This window comes from Vibrio sp. 10N.261.45.E2 (assembly GCF_002875705.1).
Classification (GTDB): Bacteria; Pseudomonadota; Gammaproteobacteria; order Enterobacterales; family Vibrionaceae; genus Vibrio.
Genome location: NZ_MCZZ01000094.1, coordinates 1 through 16,884 on the forward strand (window position 1 = coordinate 1; position 16,884 = coordinate 16,884).

The 16,884-nt window shown below is 44.7% G+C and carries 12 protein-coding genes; 8 read left to right on the forward strand and 4 right to left on the reverse strand.

Annotated elements, in window-relative coordinates:
• Positions 1–249: NAD-dependent epimerase/dehydratase family protein (locus BCT34_RS05515; protein WP_131828375.1), on the reverse strand; the 249-nt coding region annotated here is incomplete at its 3' end.
• A gap of 98 nt (positions 250–347) precedes the next feature.
• Between BCT34_RS05515 and BCT34_RS05520 the strand changes: the two genes are divergently transcribed.
• The 5 genes from BCT34_RS05520 to nhaA all read left to right on the forward strand — a co-directional run bounded on the left by BCT34_RS05520 (position 348) and on the right by nhaA (position 7,526).
• Complete coding sequence (locus tag BCT34_RS05520) at positions 348–1,721, forward strand: MATE family efflux transporter (RefSeq protein WP_076653029.1); 1,374 nt, start codon at positions 348–350, stop codon at positions 1,719–1,721.
• 122 nt (positions 1,722–1,843) lie between these two features.
• A complete protein-coding gene (locus BCT34_RS05525; protein ID WP_076653026.1) occupies positions 1,844–2,515 on the forward strand; it encodes an ABC transporter ATP-binding protein in 672 nt (223 codons plus the stop codon).
• Entirely contained in the window at positions 2,496–4,949 is a 2,454-nt protein-coding gene (locus BCT34_RS05530) for an ABC transporter permease (protein ID WP_076653024.1), read from the forward strand. The genes BCT34_RS05525 and BCT34_RS05530 overlap by 20 nt, the downstream gene beginning before the upstream one ends.
• On the forward strand, positions 4,939–6,087 hold the full coding sequence (locus BCT34_RS05535) for a lipocalin-like domain-containing protein (protein ID WP_102300422.1): 1,149 nt from the start codon (positions 4,939–4,941) through the stop codon (positions 6,085–6,087). Before BCT34_RS05530 ends, BCT34_RS05535 begins: the two co-directional genes overlap by 11 nt.
• A gap of 275 nt (positions 6,088–6,362) precedes the next feature.
• Positions 6,363–7,526 (forward strand): Na+/H+ antiporter NhaA, encoded by a 1,164-nt coding sequence (nhaA, locus tag BCT34_RS05540; RefSeq protein ID WP_076651836.1) that lies wholly within the window; start codon positions 6,363–6,365, stop codon positions 7,524–7,526.
• Positions 7,527–7,693: 167 nt separating this feature from the next.
• Here the strand turns inward: nhaA and BCT34_RS05545 are convergent, their stop codons facing one another.
• The gene (locus BCT34_RS05545; RefSeq protein WP_076651837.1) at positions 7,694–8,305 is read right to left on the reverse strand and encodes an OmpA family protein; all 612 of its coding nucleotides are present in this window, start codon (positions 8,303–8,305) and stop codon (positions 7,694–7,696) included.
• Positions 8,305–9,612 (reverse strand): TolC family outer membrane protein, encoded by a 1,308-nt coding sequence (locus tag BCT34_RS05550; protein WP_076651838.1) that lies wholly within the window; start codon positions 9,610–9,612, stop codon positions 8,305–8,307. Before BCT34_RS05550 ends, BCT34_RS05545 begins: the two co-directional genes overlap by 1 nt.
• Positions 9,613–10,362: 750 nt before the next feature.
• Here BCT34_RS05550 and BCT34_RS05555 point away from each other — a divergent pair.
• The 3 genes from BCT34_RS05555 to fabV all read left to right on the forward strand — a co-directional run bounded on the left by BCT34_RS05555 (position 10,363) and on the right by fabV (position 14,746).
• Positions 10,363–10,992, forward strand: coding sequence for a TetR/AcrR family transcriptional regulator (locus BCT34_RS05555; RefSeq protein WP_076651839.1), 630 nt, complete (start codon positions 10,363–10,365; stop codon positions 10,990–10,992).
• Positions 10,993–11,047: 55 nt separating this feature from the next.
• Positions 11,048–13,330, forward strand: coding sequence for an acyl-CoA dehydrogenase (locus tag BCT34_RS05560; RefSeq protein ID WP_076651840.1), 2,283 nt, complete (start codon positions 11,048–11,050; stop codon positions 13,328–13,330).
• 213 nt (positions 13,331–13,543) lie between these two features.
• Positions 13,544–14,746 carry an enoyl-ACP reductase FabV gene (fabV, locus tag BCT34_RS05565; protein WP_076651841.1) on the forward strand — a complete coding sequence of 401 codons (1,203 nt, stop codon included), beginning with the start codon at positions 13,544–13,546 and terminating at the stop codon, positions 14,744–14,746.
• Positions 14,747–15,021: 275 nt separating this feature from the next.
• Here fabV and BCT34_RS05570 read toward each other — a convergent pair whose 3' ends face one another.
• Positions 15,022–16,704 (reverse strand): aspartate:alanine antiporter, encoded by a 1,683-nt coding sequence (locus tag BCT34_RS05570; RefSeq protein ID WP_017630384.1) that lies wholly within the window; start codon positions 16,702–16,704, stop codon positions 15,022–15,024.
• Positions 16,705–16,884 lie beyond the last annotated feature (180 nt).

A 16,884-nucleotide genomic window follows, 5' to 3' on the forward strand; every position in this document is an offset into this window, starting at 1 on the left:
ATTCACTATGCCACTACAGCCATGGACAAGGAAGAAGATAAGATCAAAGTCGGGGACTAAAGCTTGTGTTGCGACTTGATCAGCAAGATCAAGATACTCAAGTGATAAGTTTTCGTGAGGTTCGGTCCGTGCCTTTAAATAGTCGATATGCCTCGCTGCTGCCGTGACTTGATAGCCTTGCTCAAGCAGAAGAGGGAGGAGTTGTGAACCAACATATCCAGAAGCGCCTAAAACCAGTACTTTCTTCATTGTTACTCCATTTATATCTGTGGTTAAAAACCCAACATTGATATAATAGCGCGATATTTATCTTTATTCATCAATACGTTCCGTTTAGGTCTCTCTCTATGTTGCTCTCTTCAATTATTCATCACACACGAGGTGATTTTGTTCGCAGGCTTATTGCGATTGCACTGCCTATCACCTTGCAGAGCATTATGTTTTCAAGCCGAGGCTTGGTGGATGTATTGATGTTGGGGCAACTTGGCGAAGCAGACATTGCAGCTGTGGGTGTTGCGAGCCGAGCGATGTTCGTGACGACCATTATGCTGGTGGGTGTTACCACGGGCGGTGCTCTTCTTACTGCTCAATATTGGGGCGCGGGTAACAGACAAGGTGTGAGAGAAAGCACTGCGCTGACGTGGCTAGTTTCGACACTGTTTGCTTTACTGACCATTGCGTTTTTCGTTTCATTTCCTGCCCAAATCATGGGTGTGACGACCGACTCTCAAGAGGTCATCAGCTTAGGCGTTGAATACATCGTCATTAGCTCATTTAGCATGCTAGCGGTATCGTGTGTCAGCAGTATGGCTGTGGGTTTGAGAGCGATGCACAAACCAGGTTTAAGCACTTTCTTCAGCGGCATCGGTATCCTGTCTAATGTGTTCCTAAACTGGGTACTTATCTTCGGTAACTTAGGCTTTCCTGCGCTTGGTATCAAAGGTGCGGCGATTGCGACAGTATTGAGTGGCGCGATTGAAGTTGCGACTTTGTTTGGTTATCTCTATTTCTCTAAGCATTTATTAGCTTTCAAGTTCTGTGATATCAAAGCAGCCGCTTCGATCGATAATGTGGTTCGCTTCTTGAAGTTGTCTCTGCCGACCACGTTTAACTTCTTAGCATGGGCGGGTGGCTTGTTTGCTTACCACGCGATCATGGGACAATCCGGTGTTCAAGGCTTGGCGGCGCTTTCAGTAATGACTCCGGTTGAATCGATTTCATTGAGTTTATTGATTGGCCTTTCGAATGCGGCAGCGGTTCTGGTGGGTAATCAGCTCGGCGCGAAAAACAATGAAGCGGTTTACTATCAAGCATTGGGCTTAACGATCCTGTGCTTCTTGACCAGTATCGTGGTGGCCGTTTTTCTCTATTTCGTTCAAGCTCCAATACTCAATGCCTTTAGCGCACTGACCGAAGAAACCAGAGCGCTCTCAGAGAAGTTTATTCTGATTCTAAGCGTGGGTATTATTATTCGCTCTGTACCGTTGACTGTGATAGTCGGTGTATTGAGAGCGGGTGGTGATGTGAAGTTCTGTCTTTATCAAGACTTGATTGCTCAGTGGGTAATTGGTATCCCACTGGCAGCCATCGCAGCTATTTATTTTAAGTTTCCACCAGAATGGGTATACCTACTTTTCCTCACTGAAGAAGTGCTCAAGTGGGGTGGGTCGCTCTATCGCATGAAAACAAGAAAATGGATTAAAAACTTGATAGGAAGTTGAAGTAAGACGCACCAATCGCATCACTTTATCGTTGGCGTGTGATCTATCTTTCAAAATACTTCCTCCTAACAGGGAATTAGTGTAGATTCTCATTCCAAATTCTAACTAATGCGAGCTGTTTAATGTTAAAGCTGTCAGACCTGTGTAAAGGCTATGTCGATGGGGGGGAGTTTCACCCTGTTTTGCAAGGTGCTGAATTAACGTTAAACCAAGGTGATCAACTGGCATTAATGGGAGAAAGCGGTTCTGGTAAAAGTACTTTACTGAATCTTATCGCGGGTTTAGACCTAGCGGATTCAGGTGAAATCGCTTTCCCTCACTTCAATATGCACGACTCTACTGAGCGTGACCGCACTGCTTATCGCAGAAACAATATTGGCCATATTTTCCAGCAATTCAACTTGTTGCCAACGCTAAATATTGCCGACAACATCCGTTTTTGCCGCCAGCTAAAAGGCTTACCGGAAGATAAAGGGCTCTGGAGACAGATCCTTTCTGCTTTAGATCTTATGCCTTTGCTTGGCCGTTACCCTGAAGAAGCGTCTGGTGGCCAACAACAACGTGTGGCAATTGCGCGTGCGCTGTATATGGAACCAAAAATATTGTTGGCCGATGAGCCGACCGGTAGTTTAGATGAGCGTAATGCAGAAGCCGTAATGCGTTTGCTGACCTCTTTGGCTCGCCAATTAGAATGTACCTTGTTGCTGGTGACACACAGTGAAAAAGTAGCACTGCACATGGATGGCAGGATCCGTCTACAAGGAGGGCAACTGCATGTTATGGCCCGTAGTTAAGGCACTACTCGGTCACTATCGACGTTACCCACTGCAGATTATTTTGGTATGGCTTGGTTTAACCCTCGGCGTATCACTTTTGGTTGGTGTTACTGCTATCAATCAACACGCCAAGCAAAGCTATGCACATGGCGAAAAACTCTTTTCGAATCCTCTTCCTTACCGTATTCGACCAAAACACAACGCTAATAAGATCCCACAAGGTTTTTATATCCAGCTTCGCCGTGAAGGCTTTCAACAGTGCTCTCCTTTTGACCACCATCGTATCACTGATGAAAACGGCGCGAACTTCATGCTTATCGGCATAGACCCTGTTTCTATGCTTCAGTTGCAGCCGGGTATTGCGTTAAAAGATCTCACCACTTTAAACCTCATGAAACCGCCATATCCAATCCTTGTAAGTGATGATCTTGCTGAACACATGGAGTGGAACAACGGTGATTACATTCCTCTGATGGACGGCTCTGAGCTTGGTCCTGTGGTTGTCGATCAAAACAACCTGATTAATGGAACAAGGTTAATAGCAGATATCTCCTTGCTCCGCATGCTTAAACGTAGTGCAGGACTTTCAGTGATTGCTTGTTCAGACATGTCTACTGAGAAATTTGAGCGCCTTAAGAATATTTTACCCAATGGTTTGACGATATCTCGTAGCTCGAAGGCAGAGCTTGAGTCGCTAACTAGCGCATTCCACTTAAACTTAAAAGCGATGGGTATGCTGTCGTTTGTCGTTGGCTTATTTATTTTCTACCAAGCGATGTCATTGTCGTTTATTCAGCGTCAACCGTTAGTCGGAATCCTAAGGCAAACCGGTGTATCTGGTTGGCAGTTGGCTAAAGCGCTTTGCTTAGAGCTGCTGCTGTTGGTCGTACTGAGCTGGATCTGCGGCAATGTCTTTGGCGTGATGCTCGCTAACCAACTTTTGCCTGCGGTTTCTTCTAGTCTTGGCGATTTATACGATGCCAATGTTGGTTTAACGATTAACTGGAGTTGGCGATGGAGCGGCTACAGTTTATTGATGACGTTACTTGGTGCGTTCTTAGCGTGTGCTTGGCCTTTGGTTCGTTTGCTTAGATCACAGCCTATTCGTTTGACCTCCCGCTTATCGCTGATGCGTTTTGCGGGTACTGAGTTCACTTGGCAAGCATTGATTGGTTGTGGCTTCTTGGTTGCGGCTGTGGCTGTATATCAAGCGCCTCAGACCCAAGAAACCGGCTTTGCGATTATCGCCCTAATGCTGATTAGTGTGGCGCTATTTACACCGTTTTTGATGTGGAAGCTATTTAATGGCCTCTCTTATTCATTACGCTGGGTTCGTGCTCGCTGGTTCTTTGCTGATGCAGCTTCAAGCATGAGCTACCGAGGCGTTGCAACAATGGCCTTTATGTTGGCATTAACCGCCAATATTGGCGTTGAAACCATGGTCGGCAGTTTTAGAGATACTACTGATAAATGGTTAACACAGCGTTTGGCGGCTGATCTTTATATCTACCCAACCAACAATGCCGCAGCTCGTATGAGTAACTGGTTGTCTGAACAACCTGAAGTGGATTCAGTTTGGTGGCGTTGGGAGAAAGATGTTGCGTCTCCAGTCGGCAGCATTCAGGTGGTGAGTACAGGCCCTTCTGAAGGTGAACTTGAAGCATTAACGATCAAGTTGGGTATTCCGAATTACTGGTATCACTTACATCATTCTAAAGGTGTGTTGATCAGCGAATCGATGTCTCTCAAGCTTGGGATTCGTCCAGGCGACTACATTGACCTTTATGACAGTCTTGGTTCGGGTTGGCAGGTTGTCGGTGTCTATTACGACTACGGTAACCCCTATCACCAAGTCATGATGTCACATCGAAACTGGCTGTATGGATTTGCAGGGCGGGGCAATGTAGGCCTTGGCGTAATACTCAAAGATGATGTTAATTCAGTTGGCCTTCGTAGCCGATTAGAAAGTGTATTCAGGCTTGGCTCTGAGCGTGTTTTCGATAACAACAACATCCACAGTCAAGCGATGCGCGTATTTGATAGAACGTTCGCGATTGCTGACACCTTGGGTAACATCACCTTGGTTATCGCCGTCTTCGGTATCTTCTTCGCGACGGTTGCGGGTGAAGTGTCTCGACAAAGGCATATTTCCTTGCAGCGCTGTTTGGGTGTCTCGGCGAAAGAGTTGATTCTGACAGGTAGCTTGCAGTTGTTTGTTTTCGGGCTTATTTCTTCCTTAATTGCTATTCCGCTCGGGTTAGCGTTAGCGAGCTTGATTGTTGATATCGTTATTAAGCAATCTTTTGGGTGGTCACTCGAGTTACAGGTGATTCCTTGGGACTATTTACAGACATTTGCGTGGGCCATGGCAGCATTGATGCTAGCTGGTGCTTTACCAGTGATGAGAATGATTCGGAACACTCCGATGAAGTCACTAAGGGATGCGCTTTAGAATGTTTTTACGGAATAGTTCAACTAAGTTAAGACAACGAATCCTGTCTTCTCTTCTATTAATTAGTTTCTTCGGCATCTTTCTTAGTGTTTGGGGTTATTACTCCGATTTCATCGATCCTGGTGAAAAGGGAGTGAATGAGGTTAACTCAGTATTGGTTAATGAGCATTTCAATGTGTTTGAGCCAGTGTTGCCAGACCGCAACGTTTCATTGCCGCAGGATTTCAAGTTCCACCCTGAGTTTCAGCATGAGTGGTGGCATTATTTTGCGTCTTTGAAAGGTGATGATGGCAAGGACTATTCGGTCCAGTGGAGCTTCTTCCGTATTGCAACGGATGAACGCGAAACTCCTGGGTGGCAAAGCCCTCAAGTCTATATTTCAAATGTAGTGGTCTCTTCTAAGTCTAAAGTATGGAAAGAACAACGCATGGCTCGCGGTGGCATTGGCCAAGCGGGCATGACCAACCGTCCATTCAGGCTTTGGATTGATAACTGGAACTGGCGTGCACTCGGCAACACACCATTTCCAGGACGCCTTCAAGTGCAAACAGATACCTTCGGGTTGGAACTCGACACCATTGCGAAAGGGCCATATGTTCTCAATGGCGACAACGGTTATCAGAAAAAGCACGATTTGTTACCTGTTGCGTCTTATAACTTCAGCGCCCCGTTCTTATCCCTAAGTGGTGCGCTTAATCTGGATGGCGTTAAAAAGGAAGTAGAAGGAACAGCGTGGGTACATAAAGAATGGGGCAGTGGCTTACTAGGAGTAGGTCAGCAAGGTTGGGATTGGTTTGTGTTTAACCTTGATGACGGCGCAGCGTTGAGTATTAACCGTTATCGTCATAACCAACAATTGCCTTATGTATTCGGTACATTAGCGACGCGATCCGGCAAAGTTTATCAATTAACGGAATCCGATATTTCAATTCAACCATTGCAAAATACGACGTTGATGAATGGAAGACGAATGCCTCTGCAGTGGATCATTAACATCCCTAAGCATGATATCAACCTCACGACCCGCATTATACGCAGGGATATGTGGCTTCCTTTTGTCATACCATATTGGGAAGGGCCGATTATGGCGAGCGGCAGTCATGAAGCGACAGGCTTTATGCAGTTAACTGGCTACTAAAAAACACCTAAGGCTATCATTTGATAGCCTTTTTTTACGCCCGCGACTTTTATTTAACCCCAATGAATTGTGCATACAGGTTCTATGTTCTCATCTATACTTAATTCATGGTGCATAACAACATTATGGAATATACGACGTATTGTTTAGTATTTGTAGGAAAAACCGAAGTTAAACATCCAAAGAAGTGATTATCTATCAATTAAACTTGGATATAAACTCGTGGTTATTCTTTGTTATTCGTTTATTTAAATAATAAATATAAGGGCGAAATCATGACCGACGTCATCCGTGACTTCTTTAAAATGGAATCTGCTGGCGGCATCATACTAGTCATTGCTGCGGCGATCGCAATGTTTGTAGCAAACTCACCACTGAACGAGATGTACCAAGGTGTACTTCATAGTTACGTTCTTGGTATGTCTGTGTCTCACTGGATTAACGATGGCTTAATGGCTGTCTTCTTCCTTCTAATCGGCTTAGAAGTTAAGCGTGAACTTTTAGAAGGCGCATTAAAGTCTAAAGAGACAGCAATCTTCCCAGCTATCGCAGCTGTGGGCGGTATGCTAGCTCCTGCACTTATTTACGTGCTATTCAACTCAGGTAACCCTGAAGCGCTTCAAGGTTGGGCTATCCCAGCAGCAACCGATATCGCATTCGCATTGGGTATCATGGCTCTTCTTGGTAACCGTGTACCGGTAAGCTTGAAGGTATTCTTACTGGCGCTTGCAATTATCGATGACCTAGGTGTTGTTGTTATTATTGCACTGTTCTACTCAGGTGACCTATCTACGCTTGCTCTAACAGTTGGCTTCATCGCAACAGGTGTGCTGTTCATGCTAAACAACAAGCATGTAACTAAGCTAAGTGTTTACCTGATTGTTGGCGCTATCCTTTGGTTCGCAGTATTGAAGTCTGGTGTTCACGCAACATTGGCTGGTGTAGTAATTGGTTTTGCTATTCCACTGAAAGGCAACAAAGGAGAACATTCTCCGCTGAAACACCTAGAGCATGCTCTGCACCCATACGTAGCTTTTGCAATTCTGCCTATCTTCGCATTTGCAAACGCAGGTATCTCACTAGAAGGCATCTCAATTTCAAACCTTACTGGCATGCTACCTCTGGGTATCGCTATGGGTCTATTGATTGGTAAGCCACTGGGTATCTTCCTATTCAGCTGGGGCGCTGTGAAAACGGGTATCGCTAAACTACCTGAAGGTGTGAACTTCATGAACATCTTCGCAGTGTCTGTGCTGTGTGGTATCGGCTTTACAATGTCTATCTTCATCTCTTCATTGGCATTTGGTCCAACGAACGCAGATTTTGATACGCTTGCTCGACTGGGTATCCTGATGGGCTCAACGACTGCAGCTATCTTAGGTTACTTCTTGCTAAGTGTTTCTTTACCGAAGACTAAGCATCAAGAAGTAAAACTATAACCGGTAGTAGGCTCACCATATAGCGAGTCTACTCACTGAGTAACAACAAAGAACAAAAAAGCCGTGATGGGTTTCCTATCACGGCTTTATTGATCTTATAGCTAAGTTGGCTGTTACTCGAACAACATATCTACATCTACATCTACACCTACAGTGACATTGTCACGCTACTTTTTAAGCGTGGTAAATATGGTCCACTCTTCGACGATTTGTTCACTGAGTCCGACAACCGTTGCTGTTACTCGGCGATTTAGTGCGTGAGATGTAGCGTCATCGCCATCGCTTTCTAATCGCTCTTCACCGTAACCGACAACTCTTACTCGGCTCGGGTCTATACCATTCGAAAGTAGTTCATCTTCAACGTGGTGAGCGCGTTTCTTTGATAGCTCCAAATTGTATTCACTCGCGCCGACCTTACTGGCGTAGCCCTGAATTTCAATCGATGCGCTTTGGTAGGTTTCTAAGAACTCAGCCATAGTGGTGATTTGATCTGAGAAGATCGGGTTAACTTCATAAGAGTCATTAGCAAAAAGGATGTTCAACTGTCTGACTTCTTGCGAGCTAACCGTCTCTCCACAACCTTCATTATCAACCAGAGACGATTCAGGTGTGCCAGGGCAGGTGTCTCGAGCATTGACCACGCCATCGTTATCGTCGTCTTGTAGGTCTGAAATCTGCTCCGCTTCAGGCGTTTCTATGTAGGGCTCTTCATTTTGGCTAGAGCATGCACATAACGTTATCGTTAATGCGGAAAGTAGTAAGTAAGATCTCTTCATCATTAATACTCCACGGCCGTTGTCCACTCGTCTGGGATATCGACCAGTAGAGCGTTCAATAGAGAGCCTGTCGCGTTCATTACACGGTATTTAGCGTACTGTTCAGAGTAATGCGCGTCTAAGTAATCTTTTCGTGCTTCAAACAATTCGTTTTCGGTGTTAAGTAGATCAAGAAGCGTACGTTTGCCGATTCGATATTGTTTCTCATAAGCGATAACGGTTTCTGACGCTGAATCAACGTGATCAGACAAGAAGTTCTTCTGTTGCAGCGTAAGGTCCAATGCACTCCAAGATAGACGAAGGCCTTCTTCCACTTGTCGATAAGCACGATCTCTCAGATCTTTAGCCTTGTTGAGTTGGTAAGCTGCAGCTTCTGAATTAGCGCTATCGGTACCACCGTTGTATAGGTTGTATCGCATTCGTAACATTGCCAAGGTTTCTTGACTCGAACCTTCATCGCCCCCCGCATCATTTCGCCATGATTGGGATGCTTCAATGGAGAACGTTGGGTAGTTAACACCTTTAGATTGTTTGTATTGGAAGTGTGCTGAATCAACATCCGCAGTCGCGACTTTGATGACTGGGTGTTGGTCCAGAGCATCCACAAGGGCATCTGATAATGATAGGGGAATCATAGAAATATCGGCTCTTGGGTAAACTAAGCCAAGTGGTTCTTGACCCACGATTCTTCTAAATTGAGTGTGGGTATCAATGAGGTTGTTCTGTGCGGCTAACAAGTTGCCGTGAGCTTTTGCGATCCTTGCTTCTACTTGAGACACATCTGCGGTTGAGCCTATGCCCGAGACTGCACGCTTTTTGATGTCTTTATAGATTTTCTTGTGGATAGCAAGGTTACTTTCTGAAAGGGCTAGAACTTCAGTTGCTTTAACGGCATCTAAGTAGATCTGTGTGACCTCTAGTGCTTTGTCTTCGGCATCTGCGAGTAATTGCAAGCGAACCGATTCTGCTTCTGCGGCAGTGCGATCAATGTCGTTGAGAGTCGACGAACCATCCCACAGCAACTGAGTGAGGGATATCGTTGCTTCCTTTCGTGTGAGATCCGTATCTGGACCATTGTTTGGCGCAGGATTTATTCCTTCGTAACCAATGCCAGCATCAAGGTCGATACTAGGTCTATAAGCACCGCCTGCGGCATCATTTCGTTTTCGGACACTCACAAACTCATTAAAGATACTCTTTATCTCAGGGTTAGTCGCCAAAGTGATGGCTACCGCCTGTTCTAAAGTTTGAGCAGAGAGTGGAGCTGCAATAACTAAGCAACACATGATGGGTAATTTTAACAGTCTCAAAGTAGGCCTCCTTCTACTTTTAAAAGCTCCCGCCGCTCCTCAACTTGCGTTTAACTACTTAATTGAGAAGGGTATTAAACGAAGCTTAGGACATCTGCAAGAAATTGCTAAGTTTGTTGGCTTTATTTCGAATGTAAGTCTCTATCGCTATTGATTAATTTACCAGTAGTGAGAAATAAAATGCTTTGAATTGATTCGATATAAATAGAGGCACAGCTAGTGTTGGCTTTGTGCTCAGATACGTAAACGTTGAGGGAAGGTTGTTTGAAATACGCTTTAATGTGATAGCAATCTGCCAAGCGTGGTAGTTCGATTTAGGGGCTACATACAAAGAAACGAACGCGCTGGTTACGTTGCGGTTAGTGGCTGGAAGAAAGGCTGGAAGGCTAACTTTTTCTCTCAAACAACAAATAAAAAAAAGCCCAAACCAACGTGGTTTGGGCGGATACAAGTATAGGAGTTAATAAGGAAAATGCAGTAATTAAGAAAGCAGTGAGAAGAACAAGTTTGACGGCCTGTTAAACTTCTAAATACGCTGTTTTCTACTTAATTTATGACCCTCCATTTCCATTTCGGTTCCAAGAAAATTCATTATTTTTTTCTTTTTTCGTAAACACACATCGATTCAATCGGTTAGTACTAAGTTTTATTAACTGGTACGACCAATTTGTGAAAATGTGATGTTGCCTGCTTGTTAAATAAATGTACTAAGCGTATATTTCAAACAGTTGTTTAATACGAGTGATTGAAATGGCACCAAGAAGTACAACCAAAGACAAAATCTTAGATGTGGCTGAAGGCTTATTTGCTGAGCACGGTTTTAATGACACCTCTTTACGCACGATTACGAGTAAAGCGAATGTCAACTTAGCTTCAGTGAACTATCACTTTGGTGATAAGAAGACTCTGGTTCGTGCGGTACTCAATCGTTACTTAGAAGCATTTATGCCAGCGCTGCAAGATGCGTTAGTGAACTTAAACTTGAACGAAACGTATTCTATGAGTGACGTGTTTGAGTCTTTAAGACAGCCACTGAGAGCACTTAACGATGTTAGGCCAAATGGCACAAGCCGATTCATGTTACTTATCGGTAGAGGTTATACGGACGTACAGGGACACTTGCGCTGGTTCATTACTACTCGTTATAGCGAAGTGCTCTCTTTGTTTATGACATCAGTAATGAAGGCGAATCCTAACCTCACTCAAGAACAGTTATTTTGGCGATTACACTTCACCCTAGGGACTTGTGTATTCACCATGGCGTCAAGTCAGGCTCTGGTAGAAATTGCAGAGAATGACTACGACAGAAAGATAGATGCTAAAGCAGTGGTCGATATTCTTATTCCATATTTAGCCGCTGGCATGTCAGCAGAAGAATAAAACAATAAAAAGCGAAACATTCACAACCAATATAGTGAACAAAAGGATCTGAACTATGAGCTCTCTAAGACAAAAATGGGTAAGTGACCCAGCTTTTAAACTCTTTAAAAAAGTACTACCACCACTATCTAGCACCGAGAAAGAAGCGATGGAAGCAGGTAGCGTGTGGTGGGACGGAGAGCTGTTTTCTGGTAAACCAGATTTCCAAAAGCTGCACCAATACCCTAAACCTCAGCTGACAGCAGAAGAGCAATCGTTCATGGACAATGAGCTTGAAACTTTGCTCGCTATGCTTGATGACCACCAAATTGTAAAAGAAGACCGTGACCTTCCTGAAGAGGTATGGAACTTCTTACGTAAAGAGCGTTTCTTCTCGCTCATTATTGCGAAAGAGTACGGCGGTCGTGAGTTCTCAGCACACGCAAACTCTACGATCGTAACCAAGATTGCGACGCGTAGTATCAGTACTGCGGTTTCGGTAATGGTTCCAAACTCTCTTGGCCCTGGTGAGCTACTGTCTCACTACGGTACTCAAGATCAGAAAGACTACTGGTTGCCTCGTCTTGCTGACGGTACAGATATTCCATGTTTCGCACTAACAGGCCCAGAAGCGGGTTCTGATGCTGGTGGTATCCCTGATGTCGGTACTGTGTGCATGGGAATGCACGAAGGTAAAGAGACACTAGGTATCAAGCTTAACTGGAACAAACGCTACATTACGCTAGCACCAGTGGCGACGGTACTTGGTCTGGCTTTCAAACTGCACGATCCAGAAAAACTACTTGGTGACAAAGAAGACATCGGAATCACTTGTGCGCTGATCCCTGCTGATCATGAAGGCGTTGTGATTGGTGAACGTCATGACCCACTAGGCCTTGCATTCATGAATGGTCCAACACGCGGTCACGATGTATTTATTCCTATGGAATGGCTAATCGGTGGCGCGGATTACGCAGGTAAAGGTTGGCGTATGCTGGTGGAGTGTCTGTCTGCAGGTCGTGGTATTTCACTACCAGCACTGGGTACAGCAATGGGCCATCTAACTGCGAGAACAACTGGCGCATACGCTTATGTTCGTAAGCAGTTTGGTATGTCGATTGGTAAGTTTGAAGGTGTTGCAGAGAGTTTAGGTCGTATTGGTGGCTTAACGTATCTCCTAGAAGCAACTCGTACGCTGACAACCACTTCACTTGATATGAAAGAAAAGCCGGGCATCGTAACGGCTATCGCGAAATACCACATGACAGAAATGGCACGTACTATTTTGAATGACTCGATGGATATTCACTCTGGTCGTGCAATTCAAGATGGTCCAATGAACTACTTGGCAGCACCTTACCTAGGTATCCCTGTTGCTATCACAGTAGAAGGTGCGAACATCTTGACTCGAAACCTGATGATCTTTGGTCAAGGTGCAACACGTTGTCACCCATACGTACTAAGCGAAATGGAAGCGGCAGCGAACCCAGATGAGAAGCAAGGTGCGAAGGACTTCGATGACTTGTTGTTCAAGCATATTGGTCACGCAACTAAGAACACGTTTGGTGCGTTTGGTGCAGCATTGACTGGCTCTAAGTTTATTAAAGCGGACATGAGTGGTCCAACTAAGCCTTACTACCAAGACTTGACTCGTCTGAGCCGTGCATTAGCGGTAAGTGCAGACTTCGCGATGCTAACTCTAGGTGGTGAACTGAAACGTAAAGAGCTTATCTCTGCACGTTTGGGTGATGGTCTGAGTTACCTATACATGGCGTCTGCAGCGCTTAAGAAGTATGAAGACGAAGGTCGTCAACAAGCTGACCTAGACTACGTGCACTACGCGGTTCAACACTGTTTCCACCATGCGGCGAAATCTTTACAAGAAGCGTACAGAAACTTCCCGAACAAGATGGTGGGTAAAGTACTTAAAGGTCTCGTTTTCCCTGTCGGTAACCACTTCGAAAAACCAAGTGATAACCTAACAGTGCAACTAGCAGAAAGCTTGATGACTCCGGGCGCACACCGTGAACGTTTGACTCACCTTTGCTACATCGGTAAAGAAGAAGAGGACAGCGTTGGCCTGATGGAGAACGCGTTCAATGCGATGTACAGCATCAAGCCATTAGAGCGTAAGATTTTCAAAGCAGTGAAAGAGGGCAAAGTGGCTCGTAAAGGCTTACTGCAAGACAAACTAGCTCAAGCACTCGCTGCAGATGTGCTAACGCAAGAAGAAGTTGACCAAATTGTGTCAGCCGATAAACTGCGTTACGCTGCGATTCAAGTTGACCACTTCAGTCATGACTTTAGTGAAACTTTGACGCGAAAAGAGTTAAAACCTAAGCTAAATAGCGTTGCTTAGATAAAGAAACGTTAAAAGGCACCTAACTTAGTAGGTGCCTTTTTTGTTTTTGTCGTAAAAGTCGCAATAGATGCGTTAACAAATGGTGACTTAGTCAGCAAATATTTACTGAGTGCTCCAACCACTTGCATTTTCACCACATTTTTACAGAAATTAGATGCCATTTGCGTACGAAACTTTTATCCTTAACCTGATTTTTTAAGGAAGTTGAATATGATCATCAAACCTCGAATTCGCGGATTCATCTGTACTACAACACATCCAGTCGGTTGTGAAGCTAATGTAAAAGAACAAATTGCTTACACAAAAGCTCAAGGCCCAATCGCAAACGCACCTAAACGTGTACTAGTTGTTGGCTCTTCAAGTGGCTACGGCTTGTCTTCACGTATTGCGGCTGCATTTGGTGGCGGCGCTTCAACTATCGGTGTTTTCTTTGAGAAAGCCGGTACTGAGAAAAAGCCGGGCACAGCTGGCTTCTATAACTCAGCAGCGTTCGACAAGTTTGCTAAAGAAGAAGGCCTGTATTCAAAAAGCCTGAACGGCGATGCTTTCTCTAACGAAGCGAAACAGAAAACAATTGACCTGATCAAAGAAGATCTAGGCCAAATCGATATGGTTGTGTACTCACTGGCGTCTCCAGTACGTAAAATGCCAGAGACGGGCGAAGTAATTCGTTCAGCTCTTAAACCTATCGGTGAAACGTACACATCAACTGCGGTTGATACAAACAAAGACATGATCATCGAAGCAAGTGTTGAGCCTGCATCGGAAGAAGAGATCAAAGACACTGTTACTGTAATGGGCGGTGAAGATTGGGAACTTTGGATCAACGCTCTATCTGAAGCGGGTGTTCTGGCTGACGGTTGCAAAACAGTTGCTTACAGCTACATCGGTACTGAACTAACGTGGCCAATCTACTGGGATGGCGCGCTAGGTAAAGCGAAAATGGATCTAGACCGTGCAGCGTCAGCGCTTAACGAGAAACTAGGCCAAACCGGTGGTACTGCGAACGTTGCTGTTCTTAAGTCTGTTGTGACTCAAGCAAGCTCTGCAATCCCTGTTATGCCTCTTTACATCGCTATGGTGTTCAAGAAGATGCGTGAAGAAGGTATTCACGAAGGCTGTATGGAACAAATCTTCCGTATGTTCAGCCAACGTCTATACAAAGAAGATGGCAGCGCAGCAGAAGTTGATGAAGTGAACCGTCTACGTCTAGATGATCTAGAACTTCGTGAAGACATTCAAGATCACTGTCGTAACCTATGGCCTCAAATCACAACTGAAAACCTGAAAGAACTGACTGACTACGTAGAGTACAAAGAAGAGTTCTTGAAGCTATTCGGTTTCGGTGTTGAAGGTGTTGATTACGAAGCTGACGTAAACCCAGCTGTTGAATTTGATGTAGCTGACATCTAATTCAAACTATCGAATCTAAGCGAAATAGGCGCTCATTGAGCGCCTATTTTTTTTGTCTTAAAAACTCAAAGAGATTAAAGAGCAGATACGGGATTCGAGTAGCGAGATGCGAAGAGATTAAGAGCAGATAAGGAATTCTAGATACGAAGATAGTTAAGATCAGGGGCGGGGAAGGAGGCTGAACCGCTTAAAACAGGTCATAAAAAATACACTAACCCAAAGATGAATTAGTGCATTTAACATATCTAATCTAAAGCGTTATAACGCTGAATAAGCTAGCTAATTATGATGATGAAAGTACCTGCTAAGGTCATTAATATATTGGCTATCGCGTAAGTACCTGCGTAGCCCAGAGCTGGAATGGTTGAGCGAGCGTGGTCATTTACGATGTCCATCGCCGGTGCACAAGTTCGCGCGCCAATGATCGCACCAAACAGCAGAGCTCGGTTCATCTTCAACACGTAAGCGCCAACCAAGTAAGCAAAGAATACAGGTAACACACTGACCACCAGAGCGATACCGATTACCTGCGGACCAACCTGGGTTAAGTGCTCAAATATCTTACCACCGGCGCTTAAGCCGATACCGACCATAAAGAACATCAAACCGAGGTCTTTGACCATGTTCAACGCACCTTGAGGTACGTAACCGAAAGTAGGGTGGTTTGCTCTTAAGAAGCCTAGCATGATGCCTGATAGAAGTAGGCCAACTGCGTTACCTAATCCAAATGACACCTGACCGAATGTCATGGTGATCAAACCAAACAAAATACCCAGAATGAAGAAGCTACAGAAGGCCATCAGATCCGCCATTTGGCTGTGGATTGAGATGAAACCAATTTTCTCTGCTAGACCGTGAACACGACTCTTTTCGCCACTGACCTGTAGGACGTCACCTTTAGAAAGCACGATGTTTAAGTCCATCGGCATTTCAATTTGAGCACGCACTACGCGATTAAGGAAACAGCCATATTCAGACAGGTTCAAGTCAGATAAGCGCTTACCTGCGATGCTGTCACTTTTAACGACAATCTCTTCTTCCACGATACGCAGATCGAGAAGGTTACGGTCGAAAACCTCTTTACCGTTACGGAAGCTTGGGTCTAGACGAGCGTGGCTGTCTGGGAAACCAACCAATGCGATCTCATCGCCTTCTTGCAGAATGGCATCACCATCTGGGTGGGCAAGAATACCGTTACGTCGAATACGCTCGATGTAACAGCCTGTTTGGCGATAAATGCCTAGCTCACGCAGGTTTTTACCGTCAGTCCAAGAGATAAGCTCTGGTCCCACACGATAAGCACGGATGATTGGCAGATAAACCTTACGTTGACCTGAAGCGCCTAAGCCACGTTCTTGAGCGATTTGCTCAGCCGAGTCATGTAGGTTCACTTTTTGAAGTTTAGGGATCAAGCGAGCAAACATAATCATGCTGATCAAGCCAACCAAGTACGCCATCGCATAACCTACTGATAGGTTTTCGATAATCAGGCTCAAGTCCATATTTCTCGGTACTTCTGCTAAGCCTGAATTCAATGCGTCTTGTGCACCTACTAAAATCGGTGTTGCTGTAAGAGCACCAGCCATCATACCTGCGGATAAACCAAACCCTAGGCCAAGGTAATGACTACTGAAATAGGTTAGGGCAATCGCTGTAGAAAGTACTACGAGGCTTAGAATGAGATAGTGCTTACCGTCTCTAAAGAAGATCCCGAAGAAGTTTGGCCCTGCTTCAATGCCAACACAGTAGATAAACAGCATGAAACCAATGGTGAGCGCATCTGCGTTAAAAGAAAAGCCAAGATGTCCCATAACAAGGGAAGTAATCAGAACACCGATGGAATTACCGAGTTGGAGGCTACCGAAACGAATTTTACCAATGGCTAATCCAATCGATAAAACAACAAAGATGAGGAGAATGGGGTTTTGTTCTAACAGAAAAACAACGTCGATATTCACAGCGGTCGCTCAATAATTGGCGTGAAACACAGGGTAAGTTTGAGAGGTGAATTGTATCTAAATATAAATAAAATATAAGCGATATTTTGCTAATTTACTTGATTTTAACCTTATTCTTATTCCGTATGAAAACTGGTTAGAAAAAAGCCCACTACATTGAGCTAATGCCGATCGTTTAAG